This window comes from Rhodococcus sp. NPDC056960 (assembly GCF_042674125.1).
Lineage (GTDB): Bacteria > Actinomycetota > Actinomycetes > Mycobacteriales > Mycobacteriaceae > Rhodococcus_F.
Window position 1 is genome coordinate 184,159 of sequence record NZ_JBHURF010000015.1, and the last position, 17,870, is coordinate 202,028.

Here is a 17,870-nt window from a genome sequence, read left to right on the forward strand (position 1 = left end):
GTCCATGAACAGCAACGTCCGATGGTTCGCCGACCTCGGCCTCGCCGATCTCGAGCAGGTCGGCGGCAAGAACGCGTCTCTGGGCGAGATGGTCCGCAACCTGACCAACGTCGGGGTCCGGGTCCCCAACGGCTTCGCGACGACCGCCGACGCGTTCCGCCGATTCGTGAATCAACCGAGCGCTGCGGGCACCGTCCTGGCCGAGAAGATCAGCGCGCGGCTCGCCGCCCTCGACACCGACGACGTGCAGGCGCTGGCCGAGGCGGGCCGTGAGATCCGTGCGGCGGTCATGGAGCAGCCGTTCCCGACCGATCTCGAGGCCGACATCCGGACGGCGTACGCGGAGCTGTCGGGCGGATCGGACGACGCGTCGTTCGCCGTGCGGTCCAGTGCGACCGCCGAGGACCTTCCGGACGCGTCCTTCGCCGGGCAGCAGGAGACCTTCCTCAATGTGCGTGGCATCGACGCGATCCTGCAGGCGATGCACGAGGTGTTCGCGTCGCTGTACAACGATCGCGCCATCGCGTACCGGGTGCACCACAAGTTCGACCACGACGCCGTCGCTCTGTCCGCGGGCGTGCAGAAGATGGTGCGCTCCGACATCGGCACGTCCGGGGTCATGTTCACCATCGACACAGAGTCGGGCTTCGCCGACGCTGTGTTCGTGACTTCCTCGTACGGCCTGGGTGAGGCCGTCGTCCAGGGTGCGGTGAACCCCGACGAGTTCTACGTGTACAAGCCTGCCCTGCGCGCGGGCCGTCCTGCGGTTCTCAAGCGCGGCGTCGGATCGAAAGCGACCAAGATGGTCTACACCGCCGACCGCTCGGTCGGCCGGACGACGGAGTTCGTCGACGTCGAGCCCGTGGATCGGCGACTGCTGAGCCTCACCGACGCGGAGGTCGAGGCGCTCGCCCGCCAGGCGCTGCTGATCGAGGAGCACTATGGGCGTCCGATGGACATCGAGTGGGGCAAGGACGGCGTCGACGGCGAGCTGTACATCCTGCAGGCGCGTCCGGAGACCGTGCAGTCGCGGGCCGCGGTGACCGGCCAGCAGCGGTTCCGGCTCAACGAGACCGGCACGGTCCTCGTCGAAGGCCGGGCGATCGGCGCCCGCATCGGAGCCGGCGCCGTCCGGGTGCTCGAATCGGTGGAACAGATGCACGAGTTCCAGGCCGGTGAGGTGCTCGTCGCGGACATGACCGACCCCGACTGGGAGCCGATCATGAAGCGTGCCAGCGCCATCGTCACCAACCGCGGTGGCCGCACCTGTCACGCCGCGATCATCGCGCGCGAACTGGGCATTCCCGCCGTCGTCGGTACCGGTGGGGCCACGCGGTCGCTCACCGCCGGTCGCGAGGTGACGGTCTCGTGCGCGGAGGGCGACACCGGTTACGTGTACGAAGGGCTGCTCGACTTCGACGTCACCGAGTCCTCGATCGAGGCGATGCCCGAGATCAGCACCAAGATCATGATGAACGTCGGTACCCCTGAACAGGCGTTCGCATTCTCCCGCCTGCCGAACAGTGGTGTCGGACTCGCGCGCCTCGAGTTCATCATCAACCGCCAAATCGGTATCCACCCGAAGGCCCTGCTCGACTTCGACACCCTCGACGGGCCGCTGAAGGAACAGATCGGTGAGGCGATCGCCGCCTATCCGGGCGCCCGCGAGTTCTTCGTGGACCGGGTCGCCGAGGGCGTCGCGACGATCGCGGCAGCCTTCGCGCCGCATCCGGTGATCGTCCGCATGTCGGACTTCAAGTCCAACGAGTACGCGAAGCTCGTCGGCGGCGAACTCTACGAGCCCGAGGAGGAGAACCCGATGATCGGCTACCGCGGCGCGTCGCGGTACCTGTCGAAGGACTTCGCCGACTGTTTCGCCATGGAATGCGCCGCACTGAACTACGTCCGCGACGAGATGGGCCTGACCAACGTCAAGATCATGATCCCGTTCGTCCGAACCCTCACCGAGGCCGAAGGTGTCATCTCGCTGCTGGCCTCGCACGGCCTTCGCCGCGGCGAGAACGGACTCGAGGTCATCATGATGTGCGAGGTGCCTTCGAACGCGGTCATCGCCGACGCGTTCCTGGACCACTTCGACGGGTTCTCCATCGGATCGAACGACATGACGCAGTTGACGCTCGGGCTCGACCGCGATTCCGCGCTCGTCGCAGACTCCTTCGACGAACGTGACCCCGCTGTGAAGCACATGCTCGCAGCGGCGATCTCGGCGTGCAAGGCGCGCGGCAAGTACGTGGGTATCTGCGGGCAGGGGCCCAGCGACCATGTCGATCTCGCCGAATGGTTGCTCGAACAGGGCATCGAGTCCATGTCGCTGAACCCGGACACCGTCGTCGACACCTGGACACGCTTGGCCGCACTCGGCTGAACCGACCGCTCCCAACGCACTTCGCGCCGCGGAGTGCGTTGGAAGTGACGGTCCTTCAGCCGCGACGGCAGGTCACTCGAGCACGAAGACCGGGATCCGTCGTTCGGTCTCGGTCTGGTACTCCGCATACGGCGGAAAAGCGGCTACCGCCAGCTCCCACCAGTGCTCGCGCTCGACGCCGTCGATCTCACGCGCGGTGAGGTCGCGAACCGTCGCCCCGTCCTGCACCGAGATCTGCGGGTGCGCCTTCACATTGAAGTACCACGACGGGTGGCCGGGTGCGCCGCCCTTGGACGCAACCATCGCGTACCTGCCGTTCTCCTCGACCCGCATCAACGGGACGTAGCGCTTCTTGCCGGACTTCGCCCCGGTGGTGGTAAACAGGACGATCGGACGGTCCAACACCTGGACGCCGTCGGTCGTACCCTGTTCCAGGATCTTCTCGGTCTGGTCACGTACCCACCCCTCGGGGCTGAGTTCTGGCTGATCGCTCATACTCATCGCCAACGCCTCCGAGGCGCTCGCCATTCCATGGCCAGGCCGGAACGGGCGTCGTCGCGCGGGTGCGCCAAAACCCTCGACGAACCCGTGCCGGCGTCAATCGGGTTGGTGGTGGGCACTGTCAAGTTGATTGAAAGGGACAGCGGCGCAGTTGGTTTCGGAGTTGCGGAAGTCTGTCGGATTGTTATCTTTCAGGCGGCGACCTCGGTCGCGGTGACCTCCCGCCAGACCGCGAAGCGGTCGGCCATCTCGGTACGCCATTCGGGTGCCGAGAGCCGGTGGAAATGCGGTGAGATGCCGCTGAACGCGGACAGGAACCGTTGCGCATGCCTGGGTGATGTGAACCGTTTCATCGCCCGCTCGCGTTGCCGGGTCGGTTGGTGCGAGTGCTCGGCCCGATTGTTCAGATACTTCGAGCGGCGATGCTCGACCGAGCCCAGCAGCTCGCAGTGCGCGACGGCGTAGCTGCCCAGTTTGTCGGTGACCAGTACCCGCGGCACATACTCCAGTCCTTTGAGCAGGCGGCGGAAGAACTTTCTGGCTGCCACCGCGTTTCGGCGCGACTGGATCAGCACGTCGAGCACGTTGCCGTCCTGGTCGACCGCCCGCCACAGATAGTGCTGGGTGCCGTTGATACGGAGGAAGACCTCGTCGAGGTGCCACTTGTCACCGGGCCGCACTCGCCGTCGGCGCAGTTGGTTGGCGTAGGTCTGCCCGAACTTGGCGCACCACCGCCGGATCGTCTCGTAGCTGACCACCACACCGCGTTCGAGCATCGTCTCCGCGACTTCACGGAAGCTGAGCGGGAACCGGAAGTACAACCACACGCAGTGGTTGATGATCTCGCCCGGGTAGCGGTGGCCTTTGTACGATGGCATTGGGGTGGTCCCGCCGCATTCTCCCAGTTTGCCGCGTTCACCAACGTGACAGTGCCATTCAGCACAATGGCAACACTATTCGGTCCGTTTGGGGTGCCCTGTGCCCGCATGCTTCAGCCACAACATACGGTGCTCGATGGCCATCACGTACCAGATGCGGCCGCCGGCGGTGACCTCGTACTGCCACTGTTCCATCTCGACGCCGTCGTGCACCCCGGTCGCGAGCTTGCCCTTCAACCGGAGATGGCGCGTCGTCGACTCCCCCGCGACCGTGCGGCGTCGCATCTCCTCGTACGCCACCAGTGTGTTCGCCGGCACCTGCCGGCACAGCTCGTCCCATCCCTTCGCCGCCTCACTGGTCGCGAACCTCAGCTCCCACAGCTCCCCCGCGGCCGGCGGCGCGACCCGCTCACCCCGCTTCGGGCTCACAGCTCCGGCACCGGCACGGCCCCGACATCACCCTCGGACGGCGTCGACAGGATCCGGGCGAGCTCCGGATCTGCGTACACCTCCGCCGTGTGGCGCCACGTCTCGATCGTGCGGGCCGGTGGAGCCGGATTATCGAGCGAGGAACCCGCCCGTAGCGACGCGATCAGTTCGTCGACGAAGTCAACGAGCTCCTCGGACGACAGGTAGCTCACCCACGGGAACGCCGCTGCGACCACTTTGCGGACCAGAACGCCGTCATCGGAGTGCAGCAGGGCGTCGACCATCGCCGTCGCCGCCGCGAACACCTCCCGCTCCTGATCCGCCCGTACCGCCGTCATCAACACCAGATCCTCGTCGTCGCGCCGCGTCACCCGCAACGGCCGCGCCCCCGACCGCTGCCACTCCGACAACGTCGCCTTCCCCTTGTTCTGGATATCCGAGAACGGCACCTCACCCACAGACATACTTTCAATCTACTTTCAAAGTACCCGGTCGGCAAGGCAGCAGCGCGACAGCGTGGGCTGCCCCACCGCGGCTGCAGCACACCCCCACACCCGTCCCCGCCGGCAATAGTCAAAGGACCACCCACTCCCCGGTTTCGGTTCCGGCACCGTCAGGACGGGACCCCTCGCGGGCCACGCACCACGGCTGACCACGTCGGTCACACCCGGCACAATGATGACCATGCCCGCTGCGCGATCTTCGCCCGATACCGCACACCAGGCGGTGGTGGAGGGGGTGCTAGAGCGGATCACCTACGCCAACGAAGACACCGGCTACGCCATCGCCCGCCTGGCCACCGAGCGGTCCGGCCCGGATCTGGTGACCGTGGTCGGACCGCTGCTCGGTGCCCAGATCGGTGAGAGCGTGCGGCTGACCGGTCAGTGGAGCCACCACGCCAAGTACGGCAAGCAGTTCCAGGTGCGCTCCTACACCACCGTGCTGCCCGCCACCATCGCGGGCATTCGCCGGTACCTCGGCTCCGGGCTGATCAAGGGGATCGGCCCGATGATGGCCGAACGCATGGTCACCCACTTCGGTCTCGACATCCTGACCATCATCGAACACCAACCGCAGCGGCTGATCGAGGTGCACGGGCTCGGCCCCAAACGCACCCAGAAAATCGCCGCTGCGTGGGAGGAGCAGAAGGCGATCAAAGAGGTGACGGTGTTCCTGCAGGGGGTGGAGGTGTCCACATCGCTGGCGGTACGGATCTACAAGAACTACGGCGACGCCTCCATCGGTGTCGTCCGCGCACAGCCGTACCGGCTCGCCTCCGACGTGTGGGGCATCGGGTTCAAGACCGCCGACACCATCGCCCACGCGGTCGGGATACCGCACGAGAGCCCCGACCGGATCAAGGCCGGGCTGCAGTACACCCTCTCGCAGGCCACCGACAACGGGTACTGCTACCTGCCCGAACCCAACCTGATCACCGAGGCCGCCAAGATCCTCGAGGTAGACCGGGACCTGATCGGCCCCTGCCTGGACCAGCTCGCCGCAGACCAAGGCGTGATCCGCGAACCGGTCCCTGCCGGTGACGGCAGCGTCCCCGCGGTCTATCTCGTGCCCTTCCACCGCGCCGAGAGCTCCCTCGCCGGCGGCCTGCTCGACCTGCTCAACTCCCCGCCGACAGGCTCGCCGCGTTCACTCGGGTCGACTGGGACACGGCGTTCACGTGGCTGCGGGGCCGGACCGGTCAGGACCTGGCCGACGAGCAGAAGGGCGCGGTCACACTCGCGCTCACCCGCAAGGTCGCGGTGCTCACCGGCGGGCCCGGCTGCGGCAAAAGCTTCACCGTCCGCTCCATCGTCGAGCTGGCCACCGCGAAGAAAGCCACAGTGGTGCTGGTTGCGCCGACCGGGCGGGCCGCCAAACGGCTGGCCGAGCTGACCGGCCACGAGGCCTCCACCGTCCACCGCCTGCTTCAGCTGCAACCCGGCGGCGACCCGAAACACGACCGCGACAACCCCCTCGACGCCGACCTTGTCGAGGTGGACGAGTCGTCGATGATGGACGTCATCCTGGCCAACAAACTCATCAAAGCCATCCCGGACGGGGCGCATCTGCTGCTGGTCGGTGACGTCGACCAGCTCCCCTCCGTCGGTGCCGGAGAAGTACTACGCGACCTGCTGGCCGCCGACACGATTCCACGGGTCAGGTTGACGACGATCTTCCGGCAGGCCCAACAGTCCGGGATCGTGATCAACGCCCACCGGATCAACGCCGCAACCGGCCCGCAGCTCACCGGGTTCGACGACTTCTTCTGGTTCGCCTGCGAACCAGAAGAACACTCGGATCGGCACCCGGCCGAGGAGACCGCCAAGCTGGTGGTCGACATCGTCGCCCGCCGCATCCCCCACAAGTTTCGGGCTGAACCCGCGCCAGGACGTGCAGGTCCTGACACCGATGCACCGCGGCCCCGCCGGTGCCGGCAACCTCAACACGTTGTTGCAGCAAGCGCTCACCCCGCCGAAGGACGGACAACCCGAACGCCGCTACGGCGGCCGGGTGTTCCGGATCGGCGACAAGGTCACCCAACTGCGCAACAACTACGACAAAGGCAAAGCCGGGGTGTTCAACGGCACCGTCGGCGTCGTCACCGCCATCACCACCGAGGACCAGACCCTGACCGTGCTCACCGACGAGGACGAATCCATCGACTACGACTTCTCCGAACTCGACGAACTCGCCCACGCCTACGCCGTCACCATCCACCGCTCCCAAGGCAGCGAATACCCGGCCGTCGTCATCCCCCTCACCACCTCGTCCTGGATGATGCTGCAACGCAACCTGCTCTACACCGGGATCACCCGCGCCAAACAACTCGTCGTCCTGGTCGGCTCCCGCAAAGCCCTCGCCGCGGCGGTCCGCACCCCGGGCGCGGGCCGCCGCCACACCGCCCTCACCCACCGGCTCTACACCAACCGACACCCCAACAACACCCCACCGGACCGCCCTGCACCCCGACCACCCGACCGGCGTCAGCCGATCCACTCGAACAGATGACAATGCCCCAGATCCTCGACGCCGGCGCGAGCGCCTCGTCCACCAGCACCACCGGGCTGGTGGGATACGCAACCCGCGCCACGAACCGTGGCGACCCCATCGGCGGTCAGGATCTCCCCGAGCGGCCGTTCACGTGACCATGCCCGACGAAATCGTCCGGCCACCTCCTAGCCCCGTCAGCGCAGATCGAGATGCAGTCGTAGTGCTTCCTCGAGCGCTGCGAGTGTTCTCGCCCCGAGCCTTCCGACAGGTTCGGCGTCCAGGCTGCGCACGGACACCGAACGTAGTTGTTCCGCTTGAGCTTTCGATGCTCTGGTCAGACCTGATTCGTCGGGTTCCACGAGTACCTGGAACGGAAAGATGTGCGCGGTATTGGTGGTCAGCGGAACAACGGTGACCACACCTCGGCCGAGGTTTTCGGCGGTCGCGTTGGCACGATCGTTGCTCACGACCACCGCCGGCCGGCGCTTGGCCGCTTCGCTCCCCTGCACCGGGTCCAGATCGACCCAATGAATCTGTGCGCGGCGGATCATTCGGCGTCGGCCGTGGTGACGTCCCACGCGTCATCGGTGTCGCCTTCGGTGAAGGCGGCGGCGTAGTCACGTTCGAGTCCAGCCGCCGCGAGCAGGCGGACAGCGGCTTGGATTCCCGCCGACCGACCCTGGAGACCGTGATCACGGACGTACTCGTCGAGGACGTGGGCATCCTCGTCCGGGAGGCTGATCGTGAACTTTACGGTCATACTCAAAGCATACCGGAGTATGACTCGCCGGGAGACAATCCGGGGTCATGGGGCACCACACGCCACGCCTGCTCGCGCTCGCGCTCGCTTCCCGATGGCGGAGTGCTCGACAGGTATTCCACACCCGGCTTCGGCCGCCGCCGGCAGTGTTGTCGTCGACGTGTCGTCGACTTGGCTGGGCGTCCAGCGGGACCGGAGGGCACCCTCGGATTCCACGGCACCGATGACCGGTCCGCCGCCGAACTCGCACGACGACACGATGATTGAGCGGGTCGGTCCGGTGCCTCGGCCTGGATCCGCTGCTCACCGTTCCTGCGACAGTCTCACGAGAGCACGCCTTCCGGGCTGGAACCTTGTGCTCCGCGGCGGGTTCATACCGGGGTCGAGCACCTTGGGCGACCATCGGGCACCGTCACAGGTGGCACGGGGCGAGCCGACCCTCAGCCCACGCGGATGCCCGCGTCGGCGAGGAACTCGCGGGCACGACCGAGCTGGCGGTCCGTGGAAAAGGCATACCACTGGTCAGCGAGGCTCTCCTGATGAACGAGGTCGCGGAACCGGCCAAACGCACCCCTGCCCTCGATCGCCCGCTCCAGCCGCTCCCGCAGCGCCGCATCGTGGCACCGCTCCGCGAAGGCCGCCATGTCGCGCCAGCCGTCCCGGGAGCCGGCGCGGTCGAACCGGAGCCACCGGTCCGGCTCGACCTCCACGTCGACGGCGGCGTCCTCCCCGACCATCCTCGGGTCGGTGCTGCACTCGTCGTACACCTGTCCGGTGCGCAGGTCGACGTAGCCGCCGGTCGACATGCACGGATCCCCCTCCAGTTCGGCACCGAGCATCTCGAGGTCGACCGGCACCACCCGCCCTGCCAGGGGCTCGCTGCGCAGACATGCGAGCAGGTCCTGCGCCAGCACCTCGTCACCCGCGCCGGCGCGCCAGGTCAGCCGGTTGATGACCGACACCGTCACCGGCTCGGCCTGTTTCCGCCGCTGCGCCAGCGCCATCGGTATCCCCGCCCCGACCTGTTGCAGCGCGTCGTCGACGTCCCGGCCGTGCACCGCGGCGAGGAAACGGACGGCATCGGCTGCTGCGATCGCTGCGCGCAGCTCCGACACGTCGAGCGCAGGCACCTGCCCCCGTCCGGGCCACACGTGCAACAGCATCGGATGAGGCTGGGTGGGTCGGCGCGGTGCTCGGCTGTCCCCGTCGTCGCCGGCCCATCGGCGCCCGTACTGGTCCGGGATGGCGCCCCAGCCCCAGTACGGCAACGGGGCGTCGGGACGGATTCCCAGCACCTGCACGGGGTCAACCTTCTCCTCCCCGACCACACACCGGTGGGTCCAGTCATCACCCAGGTCGAAGGTGAACTGGAACTCCGCACCGGGTCCCAACAGCCGGGCGACCTCGGCCGACTCGATATCCACCGATTCGGTGATCGGTCCACCGACCGACGACACCATCTCGGCCCCGGTCTCCGCGTCGGTGACCACTCGACCGTCGGCCAAGGTGAACATCGACAGGTGCGACCGGTCCCAGCGGGCGAAGGCGTCATTGACCGCATTCGCGAGGTCCATGAAGGTGTGCGACGGCCCGACCGCGAAAACCCGACCGGGCCACGGCCACAATTCCTCCCCGCGCCCACCCAACAGCTCCACCGTCACCGACAACCACGTTCGTGCCATACCCCGACAATGGCACGCGAGCCGCGGCACCGCCGCCCACAGCCCGCGAACAGCGCACAGCGACCGCTCAATCAATCGGCAGCCGTAGCCGTGACCGAGCTCGGCGAACACGTCCCCGGGGCCCGGCCGAGTCGTAACCCGCGGCCTGCGTGCGCACATGCGGCGGGAGCGGCCCGACCCTGTCCGACACACCAGCGCCAGCACGAGACCCGGTCGCGCCCTGCTCGGCACGTGTGGAACCCCCCGCCCTGCTCCGGATCGGGTGTTCTTCGTCTGTTGCCACGCCGAGACCGGACCGTGTGCACACGCGCCCTCCGGGGTGATCCGCAGCTCGTCGAGCTGGTCCCGCCACGCGGCCGGTGCGATCTTGTGCGCGCCGGTCCTGTGCGCGTGCGCACAGATCACCGCGACCGACAGTCGACCGGCGCGGGCCCCGACTTCCCGGCGCACGGAGTGCACCCGCTCCGCCGACGATTCCCGTCGCGAGACGGGTGACCAGTGCGTGGCGGTTCGCCGCGACCGAGGTGCCCGACCCCGACGATCGGCGTCACGGGCCCTGGACCCGTCCGCCATGGCGGATACGGGCAGAGCGGAAGCTCCCCGCCGCTGTCGCCACCGCCGAGTTGGCTGATCCCGGCCGCCGTTCCGGCTATGAGCAGTCCTGCGGCGCCGAGGGCGGCGACGGTCTTCTTCCCCGGTCCACGCCGACCGGAGGGCGATGGTGCCGGCGGCGTGAGCCGCGGTGGGGTGGGCGGGGGCTCGCCGGGCGCCCCATCGCCGGTGCCCGGCGGGATACCGGCGGTGGGTGCGCCGTCGAGGAGGTCGATCACGGCGGGGCGCCGTGCCGGTGTGAGGCTGAGGGTCGGTTTCTTCATTGGTGTTACCAGAGCGACCGCGGCGGCGGCGAGCAACACGGTAGCCGTGCAGCTTCGTCAGCACGTCAACGACCGTCTCGTTACCGGCGGCCGCCGAGGTGAGGCGCTGGGAGTACACAGCGACGGCTGCGGCGACGACGGCGATCGGCGAGCGCGGAGTAAAACGGCGGATGCGGGTCGGCTGGCCGTCCTCGCCGACCTGACTGCCGCGACCGTCGCCGGAATCGCCGAAGATGTCGCGCCACGTCGCGACCAACCAGTCCTCAAGTGGGTCGTGATTTCCGCTCACCGCCTGTGCCTTTCGCTCGTCTCGACCTCTCCTGAACATCGGCGGGGGAGGTGTCTTTCAGCACAGTGACAGAAGCCCGCGATTTTCCTCAACGGGGTGTCCCCCTCGGTCGACACACCCCAGGGGGTGACGAACACCGCTCTCACGCAGGACCCTCAGGCCGGATCGACGAACCCTCAACGTGCTCGACTCGCGCCCGTGAAGGGCGCCCTGTTCATGCTGTGTGAGCGTTGGTTGCGTCCGCCCGTCAACCCGCTGTGCCGGGTGCTGATCGGCACGCTCGTGCGAGCGCTCACGGGCGTTCACCGAGTGCTCTGTAGGGGCCGGTGCGCCGCACTGTTTTCGGCGCTCGTGCGAGTGCGTGTTCGAGTGCCGTTTCGAGCGCTTCGCCGCGCGCCTCTGCGGGCGGTTGTGCCCGCTCGACCGAGCGGTGCTGTGAGCACTACGGAAACCGTAGGCATGCGTCGGCGACGAGTGCGCGCCGCGGCACTGGTCCGAGCACTGCGCATAGCGTTCCACATGGGCGTTCCGAATAGCATTGGCGCTGAGCGCAATTCTGGATTACACTCCCCCCAAGGAACGCCGGGGGGAGTGACCCCCGGAGGGGGTGGGCCCGGGAGGCGCTTTTTCGGGCGCTCGAATCCACCGCCGAAATCCACCGCCGAAATCCATCGCCGAATCCGGCGCCCGTTCTCACCGCACATCTGAGCGCTCCTCCACGCACCGGCGCCACCGGTGCTCGATCCACTCGCTGCGGATCTGCCGCGGCAGCCCGTCTGGGCGCGGCCTCCGACGCCGCCGTTAGCACCGTATGCTCAACCCGCCGACCTCGCGCTTGCAGAGCAAGTGTGTGTACCCATCGCTCGACTTTCCATGGCACGCCTCTACGCCACGCTCTAACCCCTACGCCCCATAGCGTCCTGACGGCCGCAACGACACCCGGGCCGCCCCACCGTGCGAGTCAATCGCGGGGAACCCCCTCACGCGCAGCGTGATTACCGGATGTCCATCGAGGTCACGTGGGCCCCGCCGCGCCGCAACTGCGCACCCGTCGCTGGAAACGACACTCCCGATACCCCACCGCCCCGTTGGCCTGCGCCGATGACCGATCCCGGCGCGGACACCCATTGAGATGAAATGCGAGATCGACTTACGGTCGTGCCCATCCACATTCAGGTGCACCGAATCTCAGCGATGGAGAGTGCTCATGCCCCTGTCGTCCGCAGTCGTCGACCTCGCGATCGCCCCCACCCCGGGCATCGACGTGCACGCCCAGGACACCGAAGCCTCCACCGGCGGCCTGCGCGCGTGGATCGGCGACAACATCATCTTCACGATCCTCGCCCTGATCGCTTGCGTCGTCGGTGGCCTGCGCGGCAACCTGTCGAAGGTCTTCACCGTCGGTGGCCTGTCCCTCGTCGGTATCGCGTTCTTCTCCCTCGCGAGCAGTGAGAGCGCCGCGACCGGCATCGGCAACTGGCTACTCGGCCTGTTCGGCATCCGAGTGGTCTGACCTGCCGTGCCCGATCACCCACCGTCGACCGAAGGGAGCCGACCGAGATCGACAACGACGACCTGCGGCACCGGGTGGATCAGCACTACCTCGGCCCGACCGGGTTCACGCTGCCGTTCCGGATTCGCTACGCGGCGCTCGGGGTCGGGGCCGCGTTCATGGTCACCGTCTTCGTCATCGCCCGCGCCGTCGTGCACGTGCCGCTGGGTTTCAAGTCCCTCGTCGTGATGGTGATCATCACCATCACGCTCACCGCACGGGTGACGAACGTTCGTCAACGCCGACCCCCCGGTCCGGTCGGTGATCCGAGCCGCGTGGAACGACCTGAACGCACCGCGCCCGCCGAAGCCCGGCCAGACCGTCGTGCTCCGCATTCCCGCCATTCCCGCGCTGCCGGCAGCGCGCATGCCATCACACCGATCGAAGGCGAGTCCTCCCGATGACTGCGAGCCCGACAACGAGATCGCCGCACTGTTCGATCCGAACCTCGACGAGCCCGAGCCGGCCATCGTTCCGCCCAGTGCGTTGCTGCCGTCGTGGACAGCGGCGATGGCGGAGAACCGATCGGCCGCCGCACCGGCCCCGACCCCGGGATTGGCATGGTCACAGGCTCCGAACAGCAACATCACAGCTCCCGCACCGGTCGTACTGCCCTCCCCCGCACCTGATGCGGAGCCAGAAACCACAACGAAAGACAGACGGCGCGAAAAGAAACGCGACCGCGGTCGCGACCCGGAGGCGGAGTTCACCAGGCAGGCCGCGGCGGCGAAGAAGGGACCTCTCGGGTCTGTCGGTGCGCACCGAGGGCTGGTACCTCGTCGTCGGCGCGTCGCCGGAGGAAGCGAAGGAGAATGTCGCGCTGGTGCAGGAGATAAACGCGCCGCGGATTCGCCTGGAACAGGAACACGGCCAGTACCAGCTGCTGCGCGAGTTCATCCCGGGTGAGCCGCTGGCGAACATCGCGCACTGCCGGCGGATGAACGTCGAGGCGCTGTCGGCCGGGATGGCGGCGGTCGGTGACCGGATCGGTGACCGCACCGGCGTGGTGGTCGGACAGACCGCGTCGATCGCTCCGCGGCCCGCGGTGTGGGATCTGTTCGCCGCGCACGAGAAGAAGCACAAGTCCGGTTCGACACCGACCGTCGCGGTGCCCGGCTCGGGTAAGACGTTCCTCGGCTGGATGCTCGTTTACCAGGCGGTGCGCGCAGGTGCCTACGGTGTGGTGCTCGACCCGTCGGGGCCGCTGACGAAGCTTGCGCAGCCACCCGAGTTCCGGGGTGTCGCCGAGGTGCAGGCGCTGACCGGTCGCACCTCACGTCCAGGATCGCTCAACCCGTACCGCGTGATCGTCGACCCGCGCCGCGACGACCCGGAGTACGACCCGTCCAATCCCGACGACGCCGATCCGGTCGCTGCGGCGCAGTCGCAGTCGCAGTACAAGGCGGATCTGCGAGCCTCGGAGGCCGAACGGATCTCGGTGTCGGTGTCGGTGTCGGTGTCGGTGTCGGTGTCGGTGTCGGTGCTGAAGATGATGCTCACCCCGTCACGGCTCGAACACCAGTGGACCGAGACGGTCCTACAGACCGCGGCGCACATGGTCGGCGGTCGGCGCAACCACAACACGAGCGAAGTGCTTACTGCCATCGCCACGATCGGCGAAGGCAAGGACGAGAACAACGTCGACCTGATCTCCTGCGCACGGTCCATCCACCAGGACCTGGCGATGATGTCCCAGCTCGCCGAGGCCCGAGTTCTCTTCCCCGATGAGGGACCCCTCGGGGACGGCGAGGACATCGACCGCAACGTGCGCCTGACCGTGCTGACAATGCCGGGCCTGCAACAGCCCCCGGAGAGCACCGACCCGGCACAGTGGACCCCGCAGCAACGGATGGCCGGCCCGCTGAGGCACATGGCGGCGTGGATGGCGAACCGGCTCGTCTACGAGCTGCCGCGTTACGAACGCAAGGTGCTCTTCCTCGACGAGAACAAGTATCTCGAGCAGACCGGCGCCGAACGCACCTTGAATCTGCGGATCGCCTGCGACAGCCGCAAGTGCAAGGTTCGCGCGCTGGTGTGCTCGCAGCTGCCCGACGACTATCTCGGCGTCGACGGCACCGACAACAAGTCCGCGCTGACGTACGAGGTGATCATCGGTGATCTCGGCGCCAACGCCCGCGCGATCGAAGGTGCACTCAAACTGCTGAACCTTCCGCTCGGCGAGGGCTATGAGTCGCTACTGGCCAGCCTCGGCGGCGGCGAGGACACCCTCGACGAGGACACCGACACCGAGCACCTGGACCAGGCCCGCCGGTTCATCGCGCAGAGGGCCGACGACATCGAGCTGATCCGTTCGGACTGGACACACTCTGTGCACCCGGCCCACGTGTTCGACGCCCTCGACTCGCGGGCGACCCGCGCCGCGATCGGGGGGTGCGGCATGAGCCTGCTGCGGCCCGGAGCCGCACGGATCGGCCTTTCTCCCCTTTCCTGAGCCGTTTCGGGTGGCGTACGGGGCTCGTAGGGCGTGTTCCGGTGGTGCTGATGCCGGCCGCGGTGGCGCTGATCGGACTCGGTGGCGCTGTCGCGTCGGCCGGCGGATTCGACGCCAAGACGTCCCGTCGCCGCAATTCCCGAACGACGTTGTCGAGACCACCGTCGACTCGACCAGCGCCGACCGGCCGACCACCGGCGGCACCGGCTATCAGACCTATGGACGGGCCGGGCTCACGTGCAATCCGATCGCCAACCGTCGCGTTCGACAAGGCGGGCCACACATCCCGCTACCGTGTGCGCATTCTACCGGCCGAGCCCGGGGCCACACATCGCAGCCGCTCTCCGGGCGAAAGACGCCGGAATGCGGTGATCGCCGACCCCCTGCCACGGCGCGCCAGGCAACACGGTGTTCGCGACAATTCCGTTGCACGCAGCCGCATCGCCGGGAGGTGCAACAACGTGCGGGAGCCAGGAGCGACGCCGACGCACACGTCGTGGCCGACAGGTGCGCACCGATTCTCATCGACTGCAGACCGTTGCCTGCCGACAGCCCCGAAGCTGAGGCGCTCGACGTTGCTGCTCGGACACACGAGACTCCGATCCGGGGCTCAGCCCTCGACCGCCCACTCGGACGCCAGAAGGTGCGTCACCGAAAGGAGGTGGATACCTCGGGTCGCACCTCAGTCGACGAGGCACCCGACCCGATTCAGATGCTGTGTTGCCGATCATCTGTCGAGGACCGCGTTACCGAAAGATCAGCCCATGAGCATCGATGGGGTACGCGTTCACATCGAAGTCGTAGTCGCCGTGCACACCACGGATATATCCACCCCAACCGGCGCCGCTGTTGCAGATGTGGTCACCGCCGCCGAGCCACCCGTTGCATACCTGGAGCGCGGGCAACCCACCGTAGTCGTCGTTCGCACCGCCGAGTGCCGGCACCCACCCCAGATCGGTAGCCGCGAATCCCCGGCCGCCACCGGGGTCGGCAGGCCGCTTGGGATCACCGATCAACACGATGCTGGCCTTGCCACGGAATTCCCTGCCGTTCTCGGTTGCCCACAGATGCACCACCGCCGCACCACCCGAGAAGCCCACCGGGTGGATGAAGTCTCGAGGACATGCCCGCGCATGCGCACGGATGAGCCGGTCGAGTTCCCTCACGCCGGAGCGGGTATCGAACGAGTTGTACCGGACGCGCTGGTCCTCGTTGAGGAATCCCACAGACTCGTTGTTGGTCAACCCGCCGACGACGACGTCCCAGGTGCCACCACACGGGTCTGCAGCCGAGGCCACTGTCGGGGCCACGACAGCAACACCCGCAGCAATGCCTAACGCCGCGAGTGCTGTTCCTACTGCCATTGCGGACCTGCGAATCATCTGCCTGCCTTACTGTTGGGCCACATGGGTACGGGCGGGATCATTTGGATGAAAGGACGATTGGGTGCGGAGGGCGCACCGGCGAACGGTTCGCTCGCTCCACCGATCCCGGGCCAACCCGTATGCTTCAAGTCGACAGGACCGGGCCCGGATCGTGGAGACGAACGTGACCGCTCACGCGTGTCTCGGACCGTCGGTCGAGACCCCGCCGGATGGCCCGTCGTCGACCGGGCCGGGCACGGCACCTCACTGTGTCCATTCCTGAGTCCTGTAACGACATTCGCCGCCGAGCCCGGCACCGGACTCGGCTGGACAGGGAATCGTCCACGGGTGCCGGGGAAGCCGGATCAGGATCGGATGTCGCTCGAACCTGTGTCGCACGCACCGACCGCACGCAAGAAGGTCACGGGATCGACGGCACCACTGCTGTGGATGCGCAGGTGCAGATGTGGACCCGTCGAGCTACCTGTGTTGCCCGTGGCGCCGATCTCCTCACCGACACGGACATGATCCCCCACGCCGACCCACGTCTGGGACAGGTGACCCATCTGAATCCGCTCGCCGGTATCGGATTCCAGCTGGATGTAGGTTCCGTATCCGCCAGGATCATTCGGTCCGGCAACCGAGATCGTGCCCGACGTCGGCGCATGGAGTACGGTACCCACGGTGACGGCGAAGTCAGTGCCGTCGTGGCCGACGTGGAACCCCTGCGACACCGGACCATTGACCGGCCACTCCCAGTCGCACCCCCGGGGTGTCTCGGACGCGTCGTGCGCGCTGGCCGTACCCGAATGAAGTACTCCGCCCAGTGTTGCGAGAGCACTCGCTCCCGCAACAATGGCGATCACACGCCGTGCGGTAGAGACACTCTCCGCCCTCTGTTTGCCCATGATTCTTCCTACGTCGGTCGAGATGGTCAGGAACATCTCGACCGCGACCGCACCTCTGTGTGCGTCGCCGCGTACGGTATGCAGTGACAGCTTCCGTCAGACGAGACCTCTATAACATCTCGGTCACGAACCCGACGAGCAACGTCCGAATTACCCGTGCACATACCTATTTTCGGAATAGTCAGATGGTTCCGCCGTCGTACCGACCAGTTGGTGCCGACACCCGATGGAGGCACCCCGCGGGCGACTTCCCGAGAAGTGAGGCCGGTGGGCACGCACACCCGTCGGCACCGTTTGCCACCACTCGACCGATCTCAGCGACACCAGAAGAACCCATATGGCATGGATCACATCACCGCGATATGTGGGAGGCGGATGCCCTACCATTTCCCTCACGCCGGAACACACCCATCGCAGGGTGGATCGACTGGCCAAACCCACACGGGCTAGCGGAGATTGGCACACGCCGTCATACCTCAGCCTCCGACCGGGCAAGAATTTCACACGCAGTCAACGCCCGAGGAGACACCGTCGAGGTCAACCACCCCAGTACACCGACACGTAACCGTGCCACCCCACCGAGAGTGCCCTTCGCCCTACCACGCAGCTGACGGCAAGCGAAGTCAGGGCTCACGCTCGACGGCGTCCTGTTGCACATCCCGACGAGGCCCGGCCGGAACGGACTACCGCTCCGACCGGGCCGCATCGGCTCACCCAGCGGACACCACCTTCCCCGCACCATCCGACCATCTCGTAAATCACTGCCGCCGAGCTGGTTTCAACTTCCGGCAACCTTCACGACT

General features: G+C 67.2%; 14 protein-coding genes and 4 pseudogenes. 8 read left to right on the top strand and 10 right to left on the bottom strand.

What is annotated here, in order from left to right:
• Positions 1-4: 4 nt before the first annotated feature.
• Complete coding sequence (gene ppsA / locus ACFTWF_RS24600; RefSeq protein WP_378463770.1) at positions 5-2,386, top strand: phosphoenolpyruvate synthase; 2,382 nt, start codon at positions 5-7, stop codon at positions 2,384-2,386.
• 72 nt (positions 2,387-2,458) lie between these two features.
• Here the strand turns inward: ppsA and ACFTWF_RS24605 are convergent, their stop codons facing one another.
• The 4 genes from ACFTWF_RS24605 to ACFTWF_RS24620 form a co-directional block, all read right to left on the bottom strand.
• Positions 2,459-2,881 (bottom strand): nitroreductase family deazaflavin-dependent oxidoreductase, encoded by a 423-nt coding sequence (locus ACFTWF_RS24605; protein WP_378463771.1) that lies wholly within the window; start codon positions 2,879-2,881, stop codon positions 2,459-2,461.
• A 197-nt stretch (positions 2,882-3,078) separates the two neighbouring features.
• Positions 3,079-3,765 carry an IS6 family transposase gene (locus ACFTWF_RS24610; RefSeq protein WP_378463772.1) on the bottom strand — a complete coding sequence of 229 codons (687 nt, stop codon included), beginning with the start codon at positions 3,763-3,765 and terminating at the stop codon, positions 3,079-3,081.
• A gap of 75 nt (positions 3,766-3,840) precedes the next feature.
• Positions 3,841-4,194, bottom strand: a complete 354-nt coding sequence (locus ACFTWF_RS24615; RefSeq protein ID WP_378463773.1) for a hypothetical protein — start codon at positions 4,192-4,194, stop codon at positions 3,841-3,843.
• On the bottom strand, positions 4,191-4,658 hold the full coding sequence (locus ACFTWF_RS24620; RefSeq protein WP_378463774.1) for a hypothetical protein: 468 nt from the start codon (positions 4,656-4,658) through the stop codon (positions 4,191-4,193). The genes ACFTWF_RS24615 and ACFTWF_RS24620 overlap by 4 nt, the downstream gene beginning before the upstream one ends.
• A gap of 220 nt (positions 4,659-4,878) precedes the next feature.
• Between ACFTWF_RS24620 and ACFTWF_RS24625 the strand changes: the two are divergent.
• Both ACFTWF_RS24625 and ACFTWF_RS24630 read left to right on the top strand, forming a co-directional pair.
• Positions 4,879-5,595 (top strand): annotated as a pseudogene (locus tag ACFTWF_RS24625) (helix-hairpin-helix domain-containing protein); the annotation flags it as partial.
• A 359-nt stretch (positions 5,596-5,954) separates the two neighbouring features.
• Positions 5,955-6,356 (top strand): annotated as a pseudogene (locus ACFTWF_RS24630) (AAA family ATPase); the annotation flags it as partial.
• Here ACFTWF_RS24630 and ACFTWF_RS24635 read toward each other — a convergent pair.
• Positions 6,315-6,557, bottom strand: coding sequence for a hypothetical protein (locus ACFTWF_RS24635; RefSeq protein WP_378463775.1), 243 nt, complete (start codon positions 6,555-6,557; stop codon positions 6,315-6,317). The pseudogene ACFTWF_RS24630 and the gene ACFTWF_RS24635 sit on opposite strands and share 42 nt — an antisense overlap.
• 46 nt (positions 6,558-6,603) lie before the next feature.
• Between ACFTWF_RS24635 and ACFTWF_RS24640 the strand changes: the two genes are divergently transcribed.
• Positions 6,604-7,203 carry an ATP-dependent RecD-like DNA helicase gene (locus tag ACFTWF_RS24640; RefSeq protein ID WP_378463776.1) on the top strand — a complete coding sequence of 200 codons (600 nt, stop codon included), beginning with the start codon at positions 6,604-6,606 and terminating at the stop codon, positions 7,201-7,203.
• A complete protein-coding gene (locus ACFTWF_RS24645) occupies positions 7,200-7,340 on the top strand; it encodes a hypothetical protein (protein WP_378463829.1) in 141 nt (46 codons plus the stop codon). Before ACFTWF_RS24640 ends, ACFTWF_RS24645 begins: the two co-directional genes overlap by 4 nt.
• Positions 7,341-7,379: 39 nt before the next feature.
• On the opposite strand, the gene ACFTWF_RS24650 is transcribed toward ACFTWF_RS24645, so the two are convergent.
• The 3 genes from ACFTWF_RS24650 to ACFTWF_RS24660 form a co-directional block, all read right to left on the bottom strand.
• Complete coding sequence (locus ACFTWF_RS24650) at positions 7,380-7,736, bottom strand: type II toxin-antitoxin system PemK/MazF family toxin (protein ID WP_378463777.1); 357 nt, start codon at positions 7,734-7,736, stop codon at positions 7,380-7,382.
• The gene (locus ACFTWF_RS24655) at positions 7,733-7,945 is read right to left on the bottom strand and encodes a ribbon-helix-helix domain-containing protein (protein ID WP_378463778.1); all 213 of its coding nucleotides are present in this window, start codon (positions 7,943-7,945) and stop codon (positions 7,733-7,735) included. The genes ACFTWF_RS24650 and ACFTWF_RS24655 overlap by 4 nt, the downstream gene beginning before the upstream one ends.
• A gap of 440 nt (positions 7,946-8,385) precedes the next feature.
• Positions 8,386-9,627: a hypothetical protein gene (locus ACFTWF_RS24660; protein WP_378463779.1), complete on the bottom strand. Its 1,242-nt coding sequence runs from the start codon at positions 9,625-9,627 to the stop codon at positions 8,386-8,388.
• Positions 9,628-11,998: 2,371 nt separating this feature from the next.
• Between ACFTWF_RS24660 and ACFTWF_RS24665 the strand changes: the two genes are divergently transcribed.
• From ACFTWF_RS24665 to ACFTWF_RS24675, 3 genes and pseudogenes are all read left to right on the top strand, one after another.
• On the top strand, positions 11,999-12,304 hold the full coding sequence (locus tag ACFTWF_RS24665; RefSeq protein WP_378463780.1) for a hypothetical protein: 306 nt from the start codon (positions 11,999-12,001) through the stop codon (positions 12,302-12,304).
• Between the two features lie 47 nt (positions 12,305-12,351).
• Positions 12,352-12,747, top strand: a pseudogene (locus ACFTWF_RS24670) (hypothetical protein).
• Between the two features lie 332 nt (positions 12,748-13,079).
• A pseudogene (locus ACFTWF_RS24675) lies at positions 13,080-14,795 on the top strand (hypothetical protein); the annotation flags it as partial.
• 746 nt (positions 14,796-15,541) lie between these two features.
• Here ACFTWF_RS24675 and ACFTWF_RS24680 read toward each other — a convergent pair.
• Both ACFTWF_RS24680 and ACFTWF_RS24685 read right to left on the bottom strand, forming a co-directional pair.
• Positions 15,542-16,105, bottom strand: a complete 564-nt coding sequence (locus tag ACFTWF_RS24680) for a hypothetical protein (RefSeq protein WP_378463781.1) — start codon at positions 16,103-16,105, stop codon at positions 15,542-15,544.
• A gap of 419 nt (positions 16,106-16,524) precedes the next feature.
• Positions 16,525-17,067 (bottom strand): M23 family metallopeptidase, encoded by a 543-nt coding sequence (locus ACFTWF_RS24685; RefSeq protein ID WP_378463782.1) that lies wholly within the window; start codon positions 17,065-17,067, stop codon positions 16,525-16,527.
• Positions 17,068-17,870 lie beyond the last annotated feature (803 nt).

Bases quoted from the DNA above. Each gene is read 5' to 3' on its own strand.
- ppsA (WP_378463770.1), top strand. From the start codon at position 5: ATGAACAGCAACGTCCGATGGTTCGCCGACCTCGGCCTCGCCGATCTC.
- ACFTWF_RS24605 (WP_378463771.1), bottom strand. From the start codon at position 2,881: ATGAGCGATCAGCCAGAACTCAGCCCCGAGGGGTGGGTACGTGACCAG.
- ACFTWF_RS24610 (WP_378463772.1), bottom strand. From the start codon at position 3,765: ATGCCATCGTACAAAGGCCACCGCTACCCGGGCGAGATCATCAACCAC.
- ACFTWF_RS24620 (WP_378463774.1), bottom strand. From the start codon at position 4,658: ATGTCTGTGGGTGAGGTGCCGTTCTCGGATATCCAGAACAAGGGGAAG.
- ACFTWF_RS24640 (WP_378463776.1), top strand. From the start codon at position 6,604: ATGCACCGCGGCCCCGCCGGTGCCGGCAACCTCAACACGTTGTTGCAG.
- ACFTWF_RS24645 (WP_378463829.1), top strand. From the start codon at position 7,200: ATGACAATGCCCCAGATCCTCGACGCCGGCGCGAGCGCCTCGTCCACC.
- ACFTWF_RS24650 (WP_378463777.1), bottom strand. From the start codon at position 7,736: ATGATCCGCCGCGCACAGATTCATTGGGTCGATCTGGACCCGGTGCAG.
- ACFTWF_RS24655 (WP_378463778.1), bottom strand. From the start codon at position 7,945: ATGACCGTAAAGTTCACGATCAGCCTCCCGGACGAGGATGCCCACGTC.
- ACFTWF_RS24660 (WP_378463779.1), bottom strand. From the start codon at position 9,627: ATGGCACGAACGTGGTTGTCGGTGACGGTGGAGCTGTTGGGTGGGCGC.
- ACFTWF_RS24665 (WP_378463780.1), top strand. From the start codon at position 11,999: ATGCCCCTGTCGTCCGCAGTCGTCGACCTCGCGATCGCCCCCACCCCG.
- ACFTWF_RS24685 (WP_378463782.1), bottom strand. From the start codon at position 17,067: ATGGGCAAACAGAGGGCGGAGAGTGTCTCTACCGCACGGCGTGTGATC.